20 protein-coding genes are annotated in these 19,980 nt (G+C 71.6%); 9 read left to right on the forward strand and 11 right to left on the reverse strand.

Features of this window, described 5'->3' with window-relative positions; translation table 11 throughout:
• Positions 1–136: 136 nt before the first annotated feature.
• Positions 137–652, reverse strand: a complete 516-nt coding sequence (gene soxR, locus OG241_RS12110; protein WP_405815251.1) for a redox-sensitive transcriptional activator SoxR — start codon at positions 650–652, stop codon at positions 137–139.
• Positions 653–774: 122 nt separating this feature from the next.
• Here soxR and OG241_RS12115 point away from each other — a divergent pair, with 122 nt between their 5' ends.
• The gene (locus tag OG241_RS12115) at positions 775–1,236 is read left to right on the forward strand and encodes a MaoC family dehydratase (RefSeq protein WP_405815252.1); all 462 of its coding nucleotides are present in this window, start codon (positions 775–777) and stop codon (positions 1,234–1,236) included.
• A gap of 15 nt (positions 1,237–1,251) precedes the next feature.
• On the opposite strand, the gene OG241_RS12120 is transcribed toward OG241_RS12115, so the two are convergent.
• From OG241_RS12120 to OG241_RS12130, 3 genes are all read right to left on the reverse strand, one after another.
• Complete coding sequence (locus OG241_RS12120; protein ID WP_405815254.1) at positions 1,252–1,875, reverse strand: TetR/AcrR family transcriptional regulator; 624 nt, start codon at positions 1,873–1,875, stop codon at positions 1,252–1,254.
• Between the two features lie 90 nt (positions 1,876–1,965).
• Positions 1,966–2,253, reverse strand: a complete 288-nt coding sequence (locus OG241_RS12125; protein ID WP_189146418.1) for a YiaA/YiaB family inner membrane protein — start codon at positions 2,251–2,253, stop codon at positions 1,966–1,968.
• Between the two features lie 72 nt (positions 2,254–2,325).
• Complete coding sequence (locus tag OG241_RS12130; RefSeq protein ID WP_405815255.1) at positions 2,326–3,477, reverse strand: acyl-CoA dehydrogenase family protein; 1,152 nt, start codon at positions 3,475–3,477, stop codon at positions 2,326–2,328.
• Positions 3,478–3,551: 74 nt separating this feature from the next.
• On the opposite strand from OG241_RS12130, the gene OG241_RS12135 reads away from it, so the two are divergent.
• From OG241_RS12135 to OG241_RS12145, 3 genes are all read left to right on the forward strand, one after another.
• Positions 3,552–4,217 (forward strand): TetR/AcrR family transcriptional regulator, encoded by a 666-nt coding sequence (locus OG241_RS12135; protein ID WP_405815257.1) that lies wholly within the window; start codon positions 3,552–3,554, stop codon positions 4,215–4,217.
• A gap of 72 nt (positions 4,218–4,289) precedes the next feature.
• Positions 4,290–5,021, forward strand: coding sequence for an ArsR/SmtB family transcription factor (locus OG241_RS12140; protein WP_405815258.1), 732 nt, complete (start codon positions 4,290–4,292; stop codon positions 5,019–5,021).
• A gap of 93 nt (positions 5,022–5,114) precedes the next feature.
• Entirely contained in the window at positions 5,115–6,092 is a 978-nt protein-coding gene (locus OG241_RS12145; protein ID WP_405815259.1) for a DMT family transporter, read from the forward strand.
• Here OG241_RS12145 and OG241_RS12150 read toward each other — a convergent pair.
• The 6 genes from OG241_RS12150 to OG241_RS12175 all read right to left on the reverse strand — a co-directional run bounded on the left by OG241_RS12150 (position 6,084) and on the right by OG241_RS12175 (position 13,652).
• On the reverse strand, positions 6,084–7,004 hold the full coding sequence (locus OG241_RS12150; protein ID WP_405815261.1) for a class F sortase: 921 nt from the start codon (positions 7,002–7,004) through the stop codon (positions 6,084–6,086). The genes OG241_RS12145 and OG241_RS12150 overlap by 9 nt on opposite strands.
• Positions 6,991–7,653 carry a hypothetical protein gene (locus OG241_RS12155; RefSeq protein ID WP_405815262.1) on the reverse strand — a complete coding sequence of 221 codons (663 nt, stop codon included), beginning with the start codon at positions 7,651–7,653 and terminating at the stop codon, positions 6,991–6,993. The genes OG241_RS12150 and OG241_RS12155 overlap by 14 nt, the downstream gene beginning before the upstream one ends.
• A gap of 109 nt (positions 7,654–7,762) precedes the next feature.
• Positions 7,763–9,022, reverse strand: a complete 1,260-nt coding sequence (locus OG241_RS12160) for an MFS transporter (protein WP_405815263.1) — start codon at positions 9,020–9,022, stop codon at positions 7,763–7,765.
• A 40-nt stretch (positions 9,023–9,062) separates the two neighbouring features.
• Positions 9,063–10,502 (reverse strand): CitMHS family transporter, encoded by a 1,440-nt coding sequence (locus tag OG241_RS12165; protein WP_405815264.1) that lies wholly within the window; start codon positions 10,500–10,502, stop codon positions 9,063–9,065.
• 133 nt (positions 10,503–10,635) lie between these two features.
• Entirely contained in the window at positions 10,636–12,891 is a 2,256-nt protein-coding gene (locus tag OG241_RS12170) for a molybdopterin oxidoreductase family protein (protein WP_405815265.1), read from the reverse strand.
• Between the two features lie 143 nt (positions 12,892–13,034).
• Positions 13,035–13,652 (reverse strand): TetR family transcriptional regulator, encoded by a 618-nt coding sequence (locus tag OG241_RS12175; RefSeq protein ID WP_405826166.1) that lies wholly within the window; start codon positions 13,650–13,652, stop codon positions 13,035–13,037.
• A 170-nt stretch (positions 13,653–13,822) separates the two neighbouring features.
• Between OG241_RS12175 and hmgA the strand changes: the two genes are divergently transcribed.
• From hmgA to OG241_RS12190, 3 genes are all read left to right on the forward strand, one after another.
• Positions 13,823–15,166 carry a homogentisate 1,2-dioxygenase gene (hmgA, locus tag OG241_RS12180; protein WP_405826168.1) on the forward strand — a complete coding sequence of 448 codons (1,344 nt, stop codon included), beginning with the start codon at positions 13,823–13,825 and terminating at the stop codon, positions 15,164–15,166.
• 27 nt (positions 15,167–15,193) lie between these two features.
• Positions 15,194–15,943: a GntR family transcriptional regulator gene (locus tag OG241_RS12185; RefSeq protein ID WP_405815267.1), complete on the forward strand. Its 750-nt coding sequence runs from the start codon at positions 15,194–15,196 to the stop codon at positions 15,941–15,943.
• Positions 15,944–16,118: 175 nt separating this feature from the next.
• A complete protein-coding gene (locus OG241_RS12190) occupies positions 16,119–17,297 on the forward strand; it encodes a type ISP restriction/modification enzyme (protein ID WP_405815268.1) in 1,179 nt (392 codons plus the stop codon).
• 8 nt (positions 17,298–17,305) lie between these two features.
• Here the strand turns inward: OG241_RS12190 and OG241_RS12195 are convergent, their stop codons facing one another.
• Positions 17,306–18,019 (reverse strand): TetR/AcrR family transcriptional regulator C-terminal domain-containing protein, encoded by a 714-nt coding sequence (locus OG241_RS12195; RefSeq protein WP_405815269.1) that lies wholly within the window; start codon positions 18,017–18,019, stop codon positions 17,306–17,308.
• Positions 18,020–18,083: 64 nt separating this feature from the next.
• On the opposite strand from OG241_RS12195, the gene OG241_RS12200 reads away from it, so the two are divergent.
• Together OG241_RS12200 and OG241_RS12205 are read left to right on the forward strand one after the other, a co-directional pair.
• Positions 18,084–19,028 carry an ATP-binding cassette domain-containing protein gene (locus tag OG241_RS12200; protein WP_405815270.1) on the forward strand — a complete coding sequence of 315 codons (945 nt, stop codon included), beginning with the start codon at positions 18,084–18,086 and terminating at the stop codon, positions 19,026–19,028.
• A gap of 47 nt (positions 19,029–19,075) precedes the next feature.
• On the forward strand, positions 19,076–19,828 hold the full coding sequence (locus tag OG241_RS12205) for an ABC transporter permease (RefSeq protein WP_405826170.1): 753 nt from the start codon (positions 19,076–19,078) through the stop codon (positions 19,826–19,828).
• Positions 19,829–19,980 lie beyond the last annotated feature (152 nt).

The raw sequence follows: 19,980 nt of genomic DNA on the forward strand, positions 1-19,980 counted from the left end.
GCGGCCAACCCCACACCCCCCACGAAACCCACCTCAAGGGGCGCGGGGAACTGCGCGACCAGCCCCAACGGACCCGCAGACAAAAATCCGCACCCCGGCGGAGCCACAGGCACGGATCCGGCAATCGCCAACGCGGTCAGTCCGGCGTGTCCGACACACCAGGAAGGGACGGAGTCCGAGCAGCCGGACGGACGCCGCGCCTCTCCACCATCAGCCGGGACCCCGCCTGGCGTTGGCCGAACGCGTCGTCCGGGTTGGAAAGGACGCAGCCCTCCAGCGACAGACACCCGCACCCGATGCAGTCGGTGAGATGATCCCGGAGCCGATTCAACTGCTTGATGCGCTCGTCGAGTTCGGCACGCCAGTTCTCGGAGAGCCGGGACCAGTCCTCCCGGGTGGGCGTGCGTTCCTCGGGTAGCTCGACGAGCGCCTCACGGATCGTGGCGAGCGGGATGCCGACCCGTTGTGCGGCCCGGACGAAGGCGACCCGGCGCAGCGCGTCACGGCTGTAGCGGCGCTGGTTGCCCGAGGTGCGGCGACTGGTGATGAGGCCCTTGGACTCGTAGAAGTGCAGGGCGGAGACAGCGGCGCCGCTGCGGGCGGCGAGCTGGCCGACCGTGAGTTCGTGGATCTTCTCGGGAATCTGGGGCACCCCTCGAACCCTACCCACCCGGCACGGACCGCAGTCCGTTGACATGGAGCCCACGGCCTACCATGCTAAGCAGTTGCTTAGACGCATGTGGTTGCTTGGACACAGTGGCGAGGAGGCCGGGAATGGCAGAGCCGAGGATCTTCACGGGTGCGGACGACCTGAAGGCGGCGGTGGGCGAGCAACTGGGCTACACCGACTGGCTGGAGATCGACCAGAAGCGGATCGACCTGTTCGCCGACGCGACCGGCGATCACCAGTGGATCCATGTGGACCCGGAGAAGGCCGCCACCGGCCCCTTCGGGACGACCATCGCGCACGGCTATCTCACGCTGTCGCTGCTGCCGCTGTTCGGGCCGCAGCTGATCAGGGTCGAGGGCGTGAAGATGGGCGTCAACTACGGGACGAACAAGGTCCGTTTCCCCTCCCCCGTCCCGGTCGGCTCGCGCCTGCGCGCCACCGCGCGGATCTCCGGGGTCGAGGACGTGACCGGCGGAGTGCAGGTGACCGTCGCCTTCACTGTGGAGCGCGAGGGCGGCGACAAGCCGGTGTGTGTCGCCGAGTCGGTGTCGCGGTACTACCTGTGAGCCGGTGAACGCGGGCTACCCGGCCCCCACCATCCGCAGCACGAGGTCGGCGTAGAGCCCGCCGACCTCGTCCGGCGTGCGCGAACCGTTGACGTTGAACCAGCGGGCCACGTCGACGCACAGCGACAGCACGGCGAGCGTCGTGCCCTGCACGTCGGGCACGTCGAACTCGCCCGCCTCCACCCCGTCCTCGAGGATCCCGCGCACCTCGGCGTCGCACTGGCGGCGCAGCGCGAGGATCTCGGCGCGGGCGTCGGGGCCGAGGGAGTCGAGTTCGTACTGCACGACCCGTGCGGTGGTACGCCCTCCGGCGTGCCAGCGGACGAAGGAGCTGACGGCCTCCGCCAGCCGTTCGGCCGCGGTGCCCTCGGTCCGAGCCGCCGTACGCAGGATCTCTACAGCCCTTTCGTGGCCGATCCTGCTGATCCGGTGGAGCAGCTCTTCCTTGGTCTTGTAGTGGATGTAGAGCGCGGCCGGGCTCATGCCCGCACGGCCCGCGATGTCACGGGTCGTCGTCGCGTGGTAGCCACGCTCGGCGAAGGCCTCCACCGCGGCGACAAGCAGCCGCCGGGCCGCGTCGGGGGTCACCTCAGCCCAAGGCGCCGCCTCGCCGCCGGCCGTCTGCTCCGCCGTACTCATCGCCCGTTCGCCCCTTCCACCGACAGTGACCCCCCACTGTACCGCCGTGGGTGAGCGAGCGCTTAGTGCGCCTGCTCTGAGCCTTGCCGATCAGTGCTTCTCGAAGGGGTCGTACTCGGCGAGCAGCTTCTCCAGCCGGGCCTGGTCGACCCGGCTGACGATCTGCCCGGCCTCCTGGCGGTCACGGATGACCTTGGCCAGGGTGAAGGCGGAGGTCACCAGATAGAGGACGGCGATCCCGAGGAAGCCGCGCACCCAGGCGTCGGCCTGCAACCGGAAGATGCCGATGGCCGTGGCCCCCATGGCGATCCCGAAGGACGCGACGGCCTGACCGTAGAAGGCCGCCGTGCTCTGCTGCTTGACCGGTGTCTCACTCATGGGGGAAAGGGTGCGCGACGGTGACCCGTGCCACATCCGCCGAGGTACTCAGGGCTGTACTCAGGAAGGTACTCAAAAGGCCGATACGCCGGTCAGCGCGCGGCCGATCAGCAGTTTCTGGATCTGGCTCGTGCCCTCGTAGAGGGTCATCACGCGGGCGTCGCGCAGGAGTTTGCCCACCGGGTACTCGTCGATGTAGCCGTAGCCGCCGAAGACCTGCAGGGCGTTGTTCGCGGCGCGGACGGCGGCCTCGGAGGCGAAGAGCTTGGCCTTGGACGACTCGGTCGCGAAGGGCAGGCCGCGGTCGATCAGGTCGGCCACTCGCCAGGTCAGCAGCCTGGCGGCGTCGACGTCCACGGCGATGTCGCTGAGCAGTTCCTGCACGAGCTGGTGCTGTGCGATGGGCCCGCCGAACTGCTCGCGCTCGCCCGCGTACCCGACGGCGGCGTCCAGGGCGGCCTGGGCTATCCCGACGCATCCGGCGGCGACGGACATCCGCCCCTTGGCGAGCGCCGACATGGCCACGGAGAAGCCCTTGCCCTCGGGGGCCAGCATCGCCGAGGCGGGCACGCGCACGTCCTCGAAGACCAGCTCGGCGGTGGCCTGACCGCGCAGGCCGAGCTTGCCGTGCAGGGTGCGGCGGGTCAGGCCGGGGGCGCTGGTCGGCACGAGGAAGGCGGAGACGCCCTTGTGGCCGGGGGCGTCGGTGGAGCGGGCGAAGAGCAGCACCACGTCGGCCCACGTGCCGTTGGTGATGAACATCTTGGTGCCGTTGACCACGTACTCGTCGCCCTCGCGCACCGCACGCGTGGTGAGGTTGCCGGCGTCGGACCCGGTGCCCGGCTCGGTCAGGCCGAAGCAGCCGACGTACTCGCCGGAGGTGAGGCCGGGCAGCCAGCGGCGCTTCTGCTCCTCGCTCCCCCAGTGCGCGACGGTCTTGGCCACCAGCCCCAGGGACACGGAGACGATCCCGCGCACGGAGGAGTCCCCGCGGCCGAGTTCCTCGGTCACCAGGCAGTACGCGAGATGGTCGCCGCCCGAGCCGCCGTACTCCTCGTCGACGGTCAGCCCCAGGAAGCCCACCTCGCCCAGCTTCTTGACGATCGACCGGTCGACGTCCTCGGCGCGGTCCCAGGCGACGACGTTCGGGGTGATCTCGCGCTCGACGAAGTCCCGGGCGAGCCGCTGGACAGCGGTCTGTTCCTCGCTCAGTTCCAGGTTCACGGCCAGCCTCCTACGAGTCCCACCACTTTTAATTAGCAGCGCTAGTTTACAGGTGCAGCCCTACTATGTGCGCCATGGCCCGACCGCGCAAGCCCCTCCTCAGCACCGACCTGATCGTCGAGACGGCACGGGCGCTGGTGGACGCGGAAGGACTGGCCGCCCTGTCGACGCGTCGGCTCGCCGCCGAGCTGGGCGTCAGCGGGCCGTCCCTCTACAACCACTTCCGCACGAAGGACCAGCTCCTGGAGGCGGTCGCGGACTCGGTGAGTGTGCTGGTCGACCTGTCGATGTTCGACCGGGGCGACGGAGCCGGGGAGCGCCCGGACTGGCGTACCGCGCTGCACGACTGGGCGGTCTCCTACCGGGCCGCCCTGCGCGACCACCCGAACATCGTTCCGGTGATGGCTCGCGGACCCGGCCGCCGCCCCGCGGGCCTGCGCGTCGCCGACGCCGTCTACGGCGGGATGGTCGACGCGGGCTGGCCGCCCGCCCAGGCCACGTCGATCGGCGCGCTGATGCGGTACTTCATCATGGGCTCCGCCCTCGGCTCCTTCGCCGGTGGCTTCGTGGACGACGAGAGCGCGTACGACCCGGCCGACTATCCCCACCTCGGACAGGCCCACCTCCTCTCCGAGCAGCAGGAGAAGATCGACGAGCGGGCCTTCGAGACCGGCCTCACGGCGCTGCTGGCCGGGCTGGCACAGCAGTACGAGCAGCTGGAGCGACCCGAGCAGACCTGAGGGGGACCTGAGGGGCAACCCGCCTCGGACACTTCGGTGGGTGCCGAAGTGTCCGTACCCCATGCTGGAGCCATGACCACGAGGGATGCGAGGAGTGCGAGGAAGCCGGGCCGAGCGTCCGGTCTCGCGGCCCTGGCCGGGCTGATGGCGGACGAGACGCGGGCCGGTTTTCTGCTGGCCCTGCTGGACGGGCGGGCGTGGACGGCCGGAGAACTGGCGCGGCACGCCGGGGTCGCCCCGTCGACGGCCAGCGAGCACCTGGGCCGGCTCGTCGCCGGCGGACTGCTCACCGAGGAACGCCAGGGACGGCACCGCTATGTACGGCTGGCCGACGCCCGCGTGGCCCAGCTCGTCGAGGAACTCGCCGCCCACGTCGGGCCTCCCTCGCCCGAACTGCCGCGCACGCTGCGGGAGTTCGACGCCGGGTCCGCGATGGCACGCGGCCGTACCTGCTACGACCATCTCGCCGGCCGGCTCGGCATCGCCCTCACCGACGCACTGACCGAGCGTGGGCTGCTCAGCCAGGACACCGGGTTCGCGCTCACGGACGCCGGGCTGCGCTGGTTCGCCACCGTCGGCATCGACCTCGACCGCTCCGGTCGCCGCCCCCTCACCCGCGCCTGCCTCGACTGGACCGAGCGCCGCCCCCACCTCGCGGGCATCGCGGGCGCCGCCCTGTGCCGGCACGCCCTGGACGCCCGCTGGTGCGAACGCATCGGCTCGGAGCGGGCGGTCAGGGTGACCCCCGAGGGGGAACACCGCCTCGCCGAGCTCCTCGGCATCGAGGCGACGGCCCTGCACTGAGCCGCCGTACGACCCGCGCGGCACGGCCGTCCGCACAGCCTCACGTCCGAAAATCGCGAGCCCTTCCCGCCCGAGCTGCCTAGCCTCTGGAGCATGATGACCTCCTCCCCGACCTCGCGCCCGGCCCCCCGTACGGAGGTGCTCGCCGCGGTCGCCGCCTGTGTGACCGTGGTGCTGTGGGCGTCCGCGTTCGTCTCGATCCGCAGCGCGGGGGCCGCCTACTCGCCGGGGGCGCTGGCGCTCGGGCGGATGCTCGCCGGGTTCGTGACGCTGGGGGCGATCTGTCTCGTACGGCGGGAGGGGCTGCCGCCCCGGTCGGCGTGGCGCGGGATCGCGATCTCGGGGGTGCTCTGGTTCGGGATCTACATGGTGGTCCTGAACTGGGGCGAGCAGCAGGTGGACGCGGGGACGGCCGCCCTGGTCGTGAACGTGGGCCCGATTCTCATAGCCCTGCTCGGCACCCGGCTGCTCGGCGATCCGATGCCGCCCCGGCTGCTCGCGGGCATGGCGGTGTCGTTCGCGGGCGCGGTGACCGTCGGGCTGTCGATGTCCGGCGGGGGCGGCACATCGGTGCTCGGGGTGGCGCTGTGTCTGCTCGCGGCTGCCGCGTGGGCCACGGGCGTCGTGGCGCAGAAGCCGGTTCTCGGCCGGGCCAGCGCCCTCCAGGCGACGACGTTCGGCTGCCTGGTCGGCGCCCTGACCTGTCTGCCGTTCGCCGGGCAGCTGGTCGGCGATGCCGCCGACGCGCCGCTCTCGGCCACCCTCAACATGATCTACCTGGGCGTCTTCCCGACCGCGCTGGCCTTCACGACCTGGGCGTACGCACTGGCCCGTACGACGGCCAGCCGGATGGGCGCGACCACCTACGCAGTGCCCGCCCTGGTCGTGCTGATGTCCTGGCTGGCGCTGGGCGAGGTGCCGGGCCTGCTCACGCTGGCGGGCGGCGGGCTGTGCCTCGCGGGCGTGGCGGTGTCACGGTCCCGCGCGCGGGCGCGGGTGGCGGGGGCCGTGGCCGCCGAGGAGGTCGCCCCGGCCCTGCCACGGCCCGACAAGGCCGACGAGTCAGCGTGAACGCGCCCTGCCCCCACGGCCCGGGGGCACGGACGGCGCCGGTCGTGTCGCCGTCAGATGGGCGTACACGACGATGTTGCCGCTGTAGCCGGTCCGTCGGTCGTAGCCGCCGCCGCAGGTGATGAGCCGCAGCTCGGGGCGGGCGCGGGCGCCGTACACCTCCTTGCTGGGAAAGTGCGCCTTGTCGTACGTCTTCACGGCGTCGACCGTGTAGACCGCCGTACGCCCGTCCGCGCGCCGGAGTTCGATCAGCCGCCCCAGGGCGACTTCGTCGAGGCCGATGAACACGGCGGCCCCGGCGCGGGTGTCGCGATGCCCTACGACGATCACCGTGCCGTTCTCGCCGGGGGACGGCCCGTCCGCGTACCAGCCGGCCAGGTTGGAGTTGTCGTCCGGGGGCGCGGTGAGCTGACCGTGCCGGTCGAGGTGCAGATCCACGACCGGCGCCTCGACATCGAGGTACGGAACGGTGAGCTTGGTGGGACGGGAGCGAGGGAGCAGGGCGGGCCCCCGTGGCGTGACCGGCCTTCCCGGGCGGGCCACGGTCGGCGTCCGACCGGTGGACCCCGGCCGCCCCCGCGCGGGACCACCTGCCCGGGGAGGTACGGCTTGCTCGGGCCGCCCGGTGGCCGGCCGCTGTGTGGGGGTGGGTGTGGACGTGGGCGTGGGCTCCCGTGCCGCCCTCGCTGTGTCGCCGGTCCCGCCGGTCTCACTGGTCTCGCCGGTCCCGGTGGACGGTGCGACCGGTGCGCCGTCAGTGGCGGTGACGGGCGCGGGGGCGGGGTCGTCGACCCGGGCCCACCAGACGCCGCCCACCGCCAGGGCGACGGTCAGGACGACCGTGCGCGTCAGGCGGTAGGCGCGCGTCCGGCGCCAGGGCCTGGGCCGACGGATGTCGTTACGCCGCTCCATCGGCGCGTCGGCGCGTCCGGAGGTAGACCACTCCGCCGACCACGATCAGGCCCACGGCAGCCGCACCGGCGACCGGCGAGAAGGCCTCCGCCCGGGCGACACCGCCACCGCCCGCCGGCACCCCGCCGTGCGGGCCGCCCGGACCGCCGCCCGGACCACCGGGACCTCCGCCGGGCCCACCCGGGCCGCCGGTCGGGGTCGGGGACGGGCTCGGGTTGCCGATCGGGCAGTCGACCTGGAACACCTTGTGCTTGCCCGCGCCGTTGCCGCCGACGATCTTCCACGTCAGCTTGTACTGACCGTCCGGGAGCGCGAGGGGCATGGTGTGTCCGGTGCCGTCGTCCTCCAACTGGAGGGTGTCGGCGAGCGTGGCGCCGTTCGCCACCAGGGGCTGGGTCTCGATGGACCACTCGATGTCCTGGTTGTCGGGGAGGTCGTCGAAGTTGAACGCGGCGAGGTAGAAGTCGCAGACCTTCGGTTCGTTGCGCTGGTCGGTGAAGGGCGTACCCACCTTGTGGATCTTGACGTCTCCGTTGTCGCCGGGAGCGGCGACGGCGGGGGCCACGAAGAGGGTGGTGCCCGCGAGGGTGAGGGCAGCGAGCGCGGCGGTGCGGACGCCGGTCCGGCGTGGACGGAGTGAGGTGGTCATGCGCGGTTCCTCCGAGTCAGATGATTTTCATACAAATCCCGCTTCTTCTGACTCTCTTTCACATCCGCACCCTCAGGGGTGGGAGCACCGCCCTATGCCCCGTCGGATATCACCCATCCGGTCTCTGCCGTCCCGAGGGCGCCCCTGATCTGCGGTGCCGGTCCGGGGCGGCCGGCTCCGCACCCGCACCCGCCCCCGGCCCCGGCTCGGCACCCGGCCGCATCGCGGTCCCCGCCGACAGCAACAGCAGCGCGCCGAGCATCACGAACGGCGCCGCCACGCCCGTGACTCCGGCGACCAGACCGGCCGCGGCGGGCGCGGCGACCTGGCCGAGCCGGTTGCCGGTCAGGCGTAGCGCGAGGGCGGTGGAACGGGCGCCGGCCGGGGCGGCCTGCACGACCGTCGTCATCGACAGCGGCTGTCCGACGCCCAGGCAGAAGCCGAGCACCGCGAGCATCACGGCCAGCCCCCACACCGGCACCGGCAGCGCGATCCCCGCGCACAGCACCGCCGCGAGCAGACAGGTCACGGTGAGCAGCACCCGGCGTCCGAGCAGCCGCAGCAGCGGGGTCAGCACCAGACGGCACGCGATGGTGGCCGCCGCGCGCAGCCCGAGGAGTACGCCGATCACCGCGGGCGCGATGCCCCGGTGCTCGCCGACCACCGGAAGGTAGGCGGTGAGGATGTCGGTCGCGGACAGCACGGCGAGGCTGACGAAGATGCCCGCGGGCACACCCCGGGTGCGCAGGATGCGGTGCACGGGGATGCGCTCGCCCTGCTCCGTACGGGACTTGACGGCCGTACGGTCCTCGACGCGCCACAACGACGTGAACGACAGCGCGGCGACCCCGGCCGCGACCAGCAGGGCGCGGGCGCTGGTGGCCGCCATGTCGTGGCCGCCGATCAGCGCGCCCGCCGCCATCGGGCCGACGAACTGGCCCAGCGAGACGCCGATGGTGAAGTGGCCGAAGTTGCGGTCCTGTTCGTGCGGGGCGGACCGGCGGGCGACGATCGACTGGCCGCCGATGACGAAGCAGAGGTGGCCGAGGCCCATCACCCCGCTCCACGCGGCCATCACGCCGAGGGAGTCGGCGGTCGCCCCAAGAGCGCAGCCGCCGGAGACCAGCAGGGCCCCCACTGTCAGCAGGGGTGCGCAGCGGCCGTGGTCGGTGCGGCGGCCCAGCGGTACGGCGGCGAAGAGCGGGAGCAGGGCGTACGCGGCGGCGATGACGCCGATCGCCCGCTCGTCCGCGCCCAGCGCGAGGGCCCGGTAGGAGACGGCTGGCCGGGCCATCGACACCGCCCCCTGCGTGAAGCTGAAGGCGATGACCAGGCGGAGCAGCCAGCCGCGGTTCCCACCGGGCCTCATGGTGTTGTCCTTTCGGACGTATGCGCGGTTGTGACGCCGGTCAGATGATGCCGAACAGGATGCCTGCCCCGAGGATCGTCAGGGATGTCAGCACGGCCCACTTGACCACGAACTTGGTGTGGTCGCCGAACTCGACCTTCGCCATGCCGACGAGGACGTACACGGCCGGGACGAGCGGGCTGGACATGTGCAGGGGCTGGGCGATGAGGGAGGCGCGGGCGATCTCCAGCGGGGAGACGCCGTGGGCGGCGCCGGCCTCGGCGAGCACCGGCAGGACGCCGAAGTAGAAGCCGTCGTTGGACATGAAGTAGGTGAGCGGGATGCTCAGCAGGCCGGTCACGAAGGCCATGTGCGGGCCCATGCCGTCGGGGATGTTGTCGACGAGCCAGCGGGCCATGTGGTCGACCATGCCGGTGCCCGTGAGGACGCCGGTGAAGACGGCGGCGGCGAAGACCATGCCGGAGACGTTGAGGACGTTCTCGGCGTGGGCGCCGAGCCGGGCCTTCTGGTCGGGCATGTGGGGGAAGTTGACCGTCAGGGCGAGCGCGGCGCCGAGCAGGAACAGCACCGGGATCGGCAGCCACTCCATGATCATGGAGGTGAGCAGCGTGACCGTGAGGAGCGCGTTGAACCAGTAGAGCTTGGGGCGCAGGGTGGCACGGTTCGGGTCGAGGACCTTCAGCATCCGGTCGTCGTCATCGTCCGTGCCGCTGTCGACGGTGTCGTCGGAACCCGAACCGCCGGTGGGCGCGGCCGACTTGCCCGCACCGGACCCCTTACCCGTGGCCGTGCCCGTGGTCGAACCGGCGCCGACGAGGACGGTCTCCGTCTCCGGCTCCTCCACCAGGACCGCGTCCAGCGTGAGCACGCCGAGCCGCTTGCGCTCGCGGCGGCCGAGGACGTACGAGAGGGCGATGACGAAGGCCAGGCCGACGGCGAGCGCCGGGATCATCGGGACGAAGATGTCGCTGGCGTCCAGCTTCAGGGCCGTCGCGGCACGTGCCGTCGGGCCGCCCCAGGGGAGGGTGTTCATCACGCCGTTGGCCATCGCGGCGACGCCGGTCATCACGACGAGGCTCATCTTCAGGCGCTTGTACAGGGGGTACATCGCCGAGACCGTGATCATGAAGGTGGTCGAGCCGTCGCCGTCGAGGGACACGATCGCCGCGAGGATCGCCGTACCGACGACTATGCGCAGCGGGTCGGCCTTGGCGAACTTCAGGATGCCCCGGACGATCGGGTCGAAGAGGCCGACGTCGATCATCACACCGAAGTAGACGATCGCGAACATGAGCATCGCCGCGGTGGGGGCGAGGCTGGTGACGCCGTCGATGACGTAGTCACCGAGTTTGGCGCCCTTCCCGACGAAGACGCAGAAAAGTGCCGGGATCAGTACGAGCGCCGCGATCGGCGACATCTTCTTCATCATGATCAGGACCAGGAAGGTCGCGATCATCGTGAAGCCCAGGATGGTCAACATGAGTGGGTTACCTAACGTTCGCCCTTGAACTCCCACCGGAGTCGGCAGTGCGTTGACGTTAGGTCGGCCCGACAAGTCTTAACAAGACGTTGACGCGCGAGCAATAAGCGCAAAACTCCAGGTCACAGCGCCGTCACGGCGTTGTGCCTGCCGGCGCGAGATCGATGGGTACACCATTCAGTACGGCGTTGCCTGACAGCGGGTCGAGAAGTCGGCCGTCGAGGAGCTGGTTGACGTTGACACCGGGGTCGGTGGCGGCGTGCGCGAGCCGGGTCCCGGGCCGGTCGTGTCCCCACCCGTGGGGCAGGCTCACGACCCCGCGCCGGACGACGTCGGTGATCTCGGCGGGGGCCACCACCTCTCCCCCGGCGCCCTTGATCCGTACCGGGGCTCCGTCCAGTACGCCGAGGGCGGCGGCGTCCTCGGGGTGGATGTGGAGGGTGCAGCGGTTGGTGCCGCCGGTGAGGGCGGGCACGTTGTGCATCCAGCTGTTGTTGGACCGCAGATGGCGTCGGCCGATGAGCACCATCCCGGCGGGGCGCTCGCCCAGGGCCTCGCGCAGGCGCGGCAGGTCGTCGGCTATGGGCCGCGGCAGCAGTTCGATCAGGCCGCTGCGGGTCTTCAGCGGCTGCGGCAGCCGCGGCTGGAGCGGCCCGAGGTCGATGCCGTGCGGGTGGTCGAGCACTTTCGCCAGGCTCAGCCCGTCCGGTCGTACGCCGAAGCCGTCGCCGTACGGGCCCAGGCGCAGCATCAGGTCGAGGCGCCGCTCGGGGCCGGTGTCGCCGCCCAGTTCCTTGGCGAGTTGCTGCGGATCGCGGCCGTGGACCGGGGAGTGGGGTTCCTTGACGGCCTTGCCGAGGGTCTGGTCGATGACCATGGCGTCGACGGCGGCGGGGTCGGCGCCGTGCATACCGGTCGCGGCCAGGACGAGCCGCGCGAAGATCTCCGTCTCGGCCATCCTGCCCGGCTCCAGGGGGACTGCCGGGCGGTTGTAGCGGACCTGGTTCCTGACAGCGAGGGTGTTGAGGGCGAAATCGTGGTGGGGGCTCTGTGAGGGCGGCGGCGGGGGCAGGACGACGTGCGCGTGGCGCGAGGTCTCGTTCAGGTAGGGGTCGACGCTGACCATGAAGTCGAGCGAGTCCAGCGCCTTGTCGAGCCGGTCGCCGTCGGGTGCGGAGAGGACGGGGTTGGCGGCGACGGCGATGAGGGCCCGGATCGGCTCACCCTCGGCGGTGGGGGTGTCGATCTCCTCGGCGAGCGCGGAGAGCGGCAACTCGCCCTTCGCCTCCGGGTGTCGGCTCACGCGCGAGTGCCAGCGGCCCAGCGTGAACCCGTGGCTGGGTCCGGCCGGCCGGGGTGTCCTGTCGGTCGCCGCCTGCGGGAAGAGAGCACCGCCAGGCCGGTCGAGGTTGCCGGTGAGGATGTCGAGGACGTCGACCAGCCAGCTGGCGAGGGTGCCGTACGGGACCGTGCAGGTGCCGAGGCGGCCGTACACGGCGGCGGTGGGCGCGGCGGCGAGTTCCCGGGCCAGGGCGCGGATGGTGTCGGCGTCCACGTCGCAGGCCTCGGCGACGGCCTCGGGGGTGAAGTCCCGTACGGCCGCCTCGACTTCGTCGACCCCTTGGACGTACGGCGCCAACTCGCCCAGGTCGACGAGGTGTTCGTCGAAGAGGACCTGGGTCATCGCGGCGAGCAGCAGGGCGTCGGCGCCGGGGCGGATCGCGATGTGCCGGTCGGCGAGCTTGGCGGTGCGGGTGCGGCGCGGGTCGATGACGGTGAGCGTTCCGCCGCGCGCCTTCAGGGCCTTGAGCTTGCCGGGGAAGTCGGGTGCGGTGCACAGACTCCCGTTGGACTCAAGGGGGTTGGCGCCGATGAGCAGCAGATGGTCGGTGCGGTCGAGGTCGGGTACGGGGATCGCGTTGGCGTCGCCGTACAGCAGCCCGCTGGAGACGTGCTTGGGCATCTGGTCGACCGTGGAGGCCGTGAAGACGCTGCGGGTGCCGAGGCCGGCGAGCAGGACCGGCGGGTAGAGGCCTCCGGCCACGGTGTGCACGTTCGGGTTCCCGAAGACGGCTCCTACGGAGTTCGCTCCGTACCGTTCGACCACGCCCCGGATGCCGGCGGCGACGGCGTCGAAGGCCTCCGTCCAACTGGCCTCGCGCAACTCGCCGTCCCGTCGCACGAGGGGGGTGCGCAGCCGGTCGGGGTCGCTGTCGAGGGCCCCGAAGGAGGCGCCCTTGGGGCAGATGAACCCCTGGCTGAACACGTCGTCGCGGTCACCACGGGCACTCGCGACCCGGCCGCTCTCGATGGTGAGCGTCAGTCCGCAGGTGGCCTCGCACAGGGGGCAGACGCGCAGGGCTGTGCGGGAGTCGGTGGGGCTGGACACGGGTCCTCCCGGTGGGGTGGCGGCAACGGTGACGCACGGGTGGTGACGCGCCGAGCATACCGACCGGTAGGGATGGAGGGGAGGGGTTGAGCGCACTCTTGCGTGCACTCACCTCGGCCCCGGCCGCCGGGCAGGCCCGGGGCTCAGTCCAGGACCCGCGCCAGATACGCCCGGAGCAGTGCCCGCATCTCCGCGATGATCCGCTCGTCGCCCTCGGGGGTGACCCGGAAGGCCAGGTGGACCAGAGTGTCGGCGGTCTCCGTGGCGACCAGGAAGGTGCGGCGCAGGTCGTCGTCCGGTTCGCGGTCGAGAACGCCGGAGAGGAGGGTGGCGAGGGTGTCGGCGACGCGGTGGTTGGGTTCGGCGTCGCGTTTGCCGACCGGGATCTGGTTGCCGAAGTCGACGAGCGAGAACCCCGGCGCCGTCCGTTTCATGGTCAGGTACTCGTCGAGCACGGCGTCCATGGCCTCGCGCCACCCGCCGCCGCTCTCCTGCCGGAGGCGCTCGGTGACGCGCGCGATGAAGACCTCCAGGTTCCGCTGGGCCAGCGCGTCCGCCATGGCGCGCTTGTTGCCGAAGAAGCGGTACACGGAACCTATGGGGACTCCGGCGCGTATCGCCACCGCCCGGGTGCTCAGGGCGTCGTAGCCGACCTCGTCGAGGAGATCGGCACAGGCGTCGAGGATTCTGGTCAGCCGTTCGGCACTGCGCCGCTGTACGGGCGCACGACGTAGCGAGGTCGCTGGGGGCACGGGCCTCATCATGCCGCTCCCCGACGATCCGGTGAACCGTGCCCCTCGTTTTCTCCTCTTGCGCCGGTGAACATCCAATCCTACGGTGAAGCATAGGAATGGGCGCGTGAGGGAGCGAGGGTGCACGCATGAGCGGGGACGCAGGGGACGCAGGGGACGCAGGAGGCACGGCGGGCGACGTGAGCGGGGACGCGCGGAAGGCCACCGAAGGGCCGACCGGGCTCGCCGGGCTCTCGTCGCTCTCCGGTTTCGGCAACGAGCACAGCTCGGAGGCCGTCCCGGGCGCCCTCCCCGTGGGCCGCAACTCGCCGCAGCACGCCCCCCTCGGCCTCTACGCCGAGCAGCTCAGCGGTACGGCGTTCACCGAGCCCCGCGCCCACAACCGCCGTTCCTGGCTGTACCGCATCCGCCCCTCGGCCGCGCATCCCCCGTTCACAGCCACCGGCAATGGCTCGATCCGCACGGCGCCCTTCACGGAATCCGTGCCCGATCCGAACCGGCTGCGCTGGAACCCGCTGCCCGAGCCCGCGGCCGGCATGGACTTCCTGGCGGGCCTGTGGACCCTCGGCGGCAACGGCGACGCCACCCAGCGCAGCGGTATGGCCGTGCACCTCTACCACGCCAACTCGTCGATGGAGCGGGTGTTCAGCGACGCCGACGGCGAGCTGCTGATCGTCCCCGAGGCCGGCGGGCTGCTGCTGCGCACCGAGTTCGGACCGCTGTCCGTCGAGCCCGGCCATGTCGCGCTGATCCCTCGCGGGGTGCGCTTCCGGGTGGAGCTGACCGACGCCTCGGCCCGCGGTTACGTGTGCGAGAACTACGGCACCCCCTTCCGGCTCCCCGACCTCGGCCCGATCGGCGCCAACGGGCTCGCGAACGCACGGGACTTCCGGGCGCCGACCGCCGCGTACGAGGACGTCGAGGGTCCGGTGGAGGTCGTCAACAAGTTCTGCGGCAACCTCTGGACGGCCGTGTACGACCACTCCCCCCTCGACGTCGTCGCCTGGCACGGCAACCACGTCCCGTACGTATACGACCTGCGCCGCTTCAACGTCCTGGGCAGCCTCTCGTACGACCACCCGGACCCGTCGATCTTCACGGTGCTGACGTCCCCGTCGGACACTCCCGGCCTCGCGGGCATCGACTTCGTCGTCTTCGCGCCCCGCTGGCTGGTGGGCGAGGACACCTTCCGGCCGCCGTACTTCCACCGGAACGTGATGACCGAGTACATGGGGCTGATCGAGGGCGCGTACGACGCGAAGGCGGCCGGGGAAGGGGGCTTTCTGCCCGGGGGTGGCTCGCTGCACAACATGATGTCCGCGCACGGCCCCGACCGGGAGACCTTCGACCGGGCCAGCGCCGCCGAGCTGCGTCCGCAGAAGGTCGACGACGGGCTTGCGTTCATGTTCGAGACGCGGTGGCCGATGACCCTGACGGCACAGGCGGCGCGGGCGGATCATCTGCAACCCGGGTACGACGACGTGTGGTCGGGCCTCCAGCGGCACTTCCGCCCGTTGCACTGAACGATCGCGACCGGTACGGATACCTTCGTGACCTCCTTCGCCCCGGACTCGATCGTCCTGAACCGCAAACTGCCACTCTGGTACCAGGTTTCGCAGTCCCTGCGCGCCTCGATCCTCGGCCGGTCCGCGCGGGACCCGCTGCGGCTGCCCACCGAGGAGCAGTTGGCGGCGCACTACGGCGTGAGCGTGCTGACCATGCGGCAGGCACTGAAGGAGCTGGAGGACGAGGGTCTGATCAGCCGCCACCGCAGGCGCGGCACGTTCATCGAGCCCGATGCCCAACGGGGCGCTCCCGTCCGGCTGCTGGGCTCGGTCGACGCGATCGTGGCGCAGCAGTCCGGCATGACGACCGAACTCCTCGACCACGGCAGCGCGCCCGTGCCCGCCGAACTCGCCGAGTACTTCCCGGATCTCGTGGAGGTGGCCACGTACCACCGGCTGCGCGGCGAGGAGGAGACCGGCGAACCGACCAACCACGCCCGCAACTACGTCCGTCCGGAACTCGCCGAGCGGATGGACCCGCGCGATCTGGCGCGCTGGCCGATGACCAAGGTGCTGCGGGACGTGGTGGGAGCGGACATCAGCCGCATCACGGACACCGTCCAGGCCCGTCTCGCGGACCCGGAGACGGCACGACTGCTCCGGGTCCCGCTGCTCAGCCCGATCCTGCACTACACGGGCGTCGCGTACGACGGGACAGGCCGGGTCCTGGACGTGGCCGTCATCCACTACCGGGGCGACCGCTTCTCCTTCACGGTGACCCTGGACGCGACGTGAGCGCTCCACCGGACGCGCCGCGATCGTGCCGTCGGCCGGCTGCGCCGCCCTCGTGTCCGGCCGCGCCCGGCGGAGCCACACACATCACGGCTCGGCGCCCCCTCGGCGCGTTGCCGGGCCACAGCCGACTCCGCCCGGCCTGCTGGGGAGCACGCTCAGGAAGTCGCGTCGTACGATGCCCAGCGTGACGCCCGACGACGACGCTGCGCTGCTCGCGGACCTCATGCCGTGGTCCGTCGCACCGCCACGGCTGGGCCGGGGGTGGCCGGCGGCCCCCGACGCGGCCTCCCTGAAGGCACGCTGGGACGCCCTGCTGAAGGCCGAGGGACCGGACCGCGAGGCCCTGTTCGAACCGACGCGCTCACGCACCCTCCTCTCGGCGGTCGGCCAACTGCCCGGCCGGCACGGCGGCGGCACGGAGAAACTCGCCCGCGCCACCGGCCCCTGCGCGGAACCCGTACGGGTACTGCGGGCGCCCTTCGACGAGCAGTGGCTGATCCCGGACCACCGGCTGATCGACGCGGCGCGTCCCGAGCTGTGGCGGGTGGCGGACGAACGGCAGGTGTTCGTCACCGAGATGGCGACCGCGCCTCCCGGCTCCGGATGGCCACCGCTGCTCGCCTCGTCCCGGCTGCCGCTGGTCCGGCCGGGCCGCGTCCGTCCGCTGTACCGACGCCCCGGCGGCGCCGAACCCAACCTGGCCCCGGGCCTGTTGGACCACCTCGCCGACCGCCTCGGTCACCGCCCTGACCCGGTTGACGTCCTCGCCTGGGCACTGGTCGCGGTACGCCCGGGACTCACCGTCCCGCTCACGGCCGACCCCGAACTCTGGTCCAGGGGCGTCGAGTTGGGCCGCCGGTTGCTGTGGCTGACGCGACGGGACGGCCAGCGCCCCAAACTGCCGGGCGGCCGACGCCCGTACGTGCGAGCCCCGTTGCCCTCCCACCCGGTGGCCGTCCACTACGACCGCGACGAGGAGACCCTCCGAATCGACGACGGCCGGATCTCCCCGGTACCGCCCGAGGCCTGGGACTTCGAGGCCGGCGGGGTGCGGGTCCTTGAACAGTGGCTGGCGGTACGGGTGTCCGGTCCCGCCGAGCCCGGGGCCCTGGAGGCGATCCGCCCGACGACCTGGCCGCAGCCCTGGACCTCCGAACTGCTCGAGCTGATCACCGTACTGGCGCTGCTGGCGGAACTGCGCCCGCAGCAGGCGGAGTTGACGGTGACGGACCCGATCACGGCGACAGAGCTACGAACGGCGGGCGTACTCCCGGTGGCTGACGCGGCCCGCCGACCGGCATCGGTTCTGGACCACCACGAAGAGGGCCCGGAAGGTCAGTTCGCGCTCATCTGACCAACCGCTCAGGGGCGCGATGCGAACCCGTCAAGCACCCGCGACAGCATCCGCTCGAACACCGCCTCCAGATCGATCGGCCCCGCATCCTCCGTGAACGCCGCCGCCAGCCTCGGATACGCCCCGCTCGCCACCTGCCCGCCGAGATACCCCATCCGCACGGCGTTCTCCTGCTCCTGGGACCAGGGCAACGACCGAACCCGCTCGGCCGTCCCCAGCTCGTTGCCGACGTACGTCGTCACCAGGCCGTTGAGCATCGCGATCAGCTCGAACTTCGTGCCGTAGGTGCCGTCGAACGAGTCGAGGCAGCTCAGACAGTGCTCGAGATAACGCAGGGCGTTGGGGCTGAACCCGTAGACCGGGGACATCAGACGCGGCAGCCAGGGGTGGCGGTACATGAGGGCGCGCGTCTGGTGAGCCACCCGGAGCATGTCGGCGCGCCAGTCACCCGAGGGCTCCCACAGCTCGTGCTCGCCACTGATGGCGTCAACCATCAGCTCGTACAGGTCCTCCTTGCGGGGGACGTAGTTGTAGAGCGACATCGTGCCGCAGCCCAGTTCGGCCGCGACATGCCGCATCGAGGCCGCGTCGAGCCCCTCCGCGTCCGCGATCCGCACCGCGGCCGCCGCGATGTCGGCGCGGCTGTAGGCGGCCTTGGGACCACGGCCCGCACGCTCGGGACGCGACCAGATCACTTCGGGTACGGCGGCTCGGCCGGCCATTGATCATCACCTCGACCACCCATCGTAGTTACGTACAGCGTACGTAGTGCGCTATGGTCACTTCATGACTACTACGTACGCTGTACTTAGTGAGGGTCTGGAGAAATCCTTCGGGAAGATCCATGCCGTACGCGGGCTGGACCTGGCCGTGGCCGAGGGGTCCGTGTGCGGGCTGCTGGGGTCGAACGGGGCGGGCAAGACCACCGCCGTACGGCTCCTCACCACGCTGCTGCGGCCCGACGCGGGCTCGGCGCGCGTCGCGGGGCACGACCTCGCCCGGGAGGGGGCGGCCGTACGGCGCCGGATCGGCGTCACCGGGCAGTACGCCTCGGTCGACGGGGACCTCACCGGCCGCGAGAACCTACGGCTGTTCGCCCGGCTGCACCGGGTCAGAGGGCCGGCCGCACGCGCCGACGACCTGCTCGACCGCTTCGGACTGGCCGAGGCCGCCGACCGGCCCGCGTCCACCTACTCGGGCGGGATGCGCCGCCGCCTCGACCTCGCGGCTAGCCTGGTGAAGCGGCCCGAGGTGCTCTTCCTCGACGAGCCCACGACGGGGCTCGACCCGGCGGCCCGCAACCAGATCTGGGCGGCCGTGCGCGCGCTGAAGGACGAGGGCACGACGGTGCTGCTGACCACCCAGTATCTGGAGGAGGCCGACCAACTCGCCGACGAGATAGCCCTCGTGGAGCACGGCCGGGTCGCGCACACCGGCTCACCCGACCAACTCAAGGCGCTCATCGGCTCCTACGCCGAGGTCGTGGTCGCCGACCCCGGCGCACTGCTCGGGGCCGCCGGAGTCCTTGACCAACTCACCGGCTGCGAACCGGTGCTGGACCGCGACCGGCTCACCGTCAGCGCGGTCACCACCGATCCGACGATCACCCTCCCCCGGCTGGTGCGCGAACTCGACACGGCAGGCGTCGCGTTGCTCGACGCGAGCCTGCGCCCGCCGACCCTCGACGACGTCTTCCTCCGCCTGACGGAGCGTAAGGAGCTGGCCGCGTGAGCACGTTGACCTCCACGACGTCCACCCTGGCGTACGACGGGACGGCCATGCTGGGCCGGCATCTGCGGCGGCTGCGGCACAACCCGGGGCTGCTGATCCTCACCCAGTCCATGCCGATCACCATGCTGCTGTTCTTCGGGTACGTCTTCGGCAGCGCCCTCGCGATGCCCGGCGAGGACTACCGCGCCTTCCTGGTACCGGGGTTGCTGGTGGCGACCGCCGCCAACGGCATCATGACCGGGATGTTCCAGGCCGCCCAGGACACCCACCGGGGCGTGACCGACCGGCTGCGTACGCTGCCGATCAGCCGGGCCGCCGTCCCGCTGGGGCAGGCCCTCGCGGACCTCGTGGTCACCGCTGCCACAACCGTGCCGCTGCTGCTGGTCGGTCTCGCGGTGGGGTGGCGGATCGAGGGTTCGGCGCTGGGGGCGGCCGGTGCGGTGGGGCTGTTGCTGCTCTTCCGGTTCGCGACGACGTGGATCGGAATCTGGCTGGGGCTGCTCTCCCGGAGCGAGGAGGCGGCCGGGCAGCTGGGCGGGGCGACGTTCCTGCTGCCGTTGCTGTCGAACGCGTACATCCCGACGGACGGGCTGCCGGGGTGGCTGCGGACACTGGCGGAGTGGAACCCGATCAGCGCGGTGGCCACGGCGATGCGAAGCCTGTTCGGCAACGCCCCGATCCCGGCGGACGGGGCGTGGCCGGTCGTCCACCCGGTCGCCGGGGCGGTGGCGTGGTGCGGGGTGCTGCTGGCGGTGTTCCTGCCGCTGGCGGTACGACGGTACGCGGAGGGCGAGGGGTGAGTCTTTCCTCGCCCCCGCCGCCCTTACCCGTCCCATCCCTGGGGGCTGCGCCCCCAGACCCCCCTGTCGGCCCTGAAGGGGCCTCGTCCTCAAACGCCGGACGGGCTGAAAGATCCAGCCCCTCCGGCGTTTGAGGAGCGGGGGTTCGGGGG

It is taken from the genome of Streptomyces sp. NBC_01390 (assembly GCF_045040105.1).
Classification (GTDB): domain Bacteria; phylum Actinomycetota; class Actinomycetes; order Streptomycetales; family Streptomycetaceae; genus Streptomyces.

Coding starts and splice junctions, on each gene's coding strand:
- OG241_RS12115 (WP_405815252.1), top strand. CDS start 775: ATGGCAGAGCCGAGGATCTTCACGGGTGCGGACGACCTGAAGGCGGCG.
- OG241_RS12120 (WP_405815254.1), bottom strand. CDS start 1,875: ATGAGTACGGCGGAGCAGACGGCCGGCGGCGAGGCGGCGCCTTGGGCT.
- OG241_RS12125 (WP_189146418.1), bottom strand. CDS start 2,253: ATGAGTGAGACACCGGTCAAGCAGCAGAGCACGGCGGCCTTCTACGGT.
- OG241_RS12135 (WP_405815257.1), top strand. CDS start 3,552: ATGGCCCGACCGCGCAAGCCCCTCCTCAGCACCGACCTGATCGTCGAG.
- OG241_RS12140 (WP_405815258.1), top strand. CDS start 4,290: ATGACCACGAGGGATGCGAGGAGTGCGAGGAAGCCGGGCCGAGCGTCC.
- OG241_RS12145 (WP_405815259.1), top strand. CDS start 5,115: ATGATGACCTCCTCCCCGACCTCGCGCCCGGCCCCCCGTACGGAGGTG.
- OG241_RS12150 (WP_405815261.1), bottom strand. CDS start 7,004: ATGGAGCGGCGTAACGACATCCGTCGGCCCAGGCCCTGGCGCCGGACG.
- OG241_RS12155 (WP_405815262.1), bottom strand. CDS start 7,653: ATGACCACCTCACTCCGTCCACGCCGGACCGGCGTCCGCACCGCCGCG.
- OG241_RS12160 (WP_405815263.1), bottom strand. CDS start 9,022: ATGAGGCCCGGTGGGAACCGCGGCTGGCTGCTCCGCCTGGTCATCGCC.
- OG241_RS12165 (WP_405815264.1), bottom strand. CDS start 10,502: ATGTTGACCATCCTGGGCTTCACGATGATCGCGACCTTCCTGGTCCTG.
- OG241_RS12175 (WP_405826166.1), bottom strand. CDS start 13,652: ATGAGGCCCGTGCCCCCAGCGACCTCGCTACGTCGTGCGCCCGTACAG.
- OG241_RS12190 (WP_405815268.1), top strand. CDS start 16,119: ATGCCCAGCGTGACGCCCGACGACGACGCTGCGCTGCTCGCGGACCTC.
- OG241_RS12195 (WP_405815269.1), bottom strand. CDS start 18,019: ATGGCCGGCCGAGCCGCCGTACCCGAAGTGATCTGGTCGCGTCCCGAG.
- OG241_RS12200 (WP_405815270.1), top strand. CDS start 18,084: ATGACTACTACGTACGCTGTACTTAGTGAGGGTCTGGAGAAATCCTTC.
- OG241_RS12205 (WP_405826170.1), top strand. CDS start 19,076: ATGCTGGGCCGGCATCTGCGGCGGCTGCGGCACAACCCGGGGCTGCTG.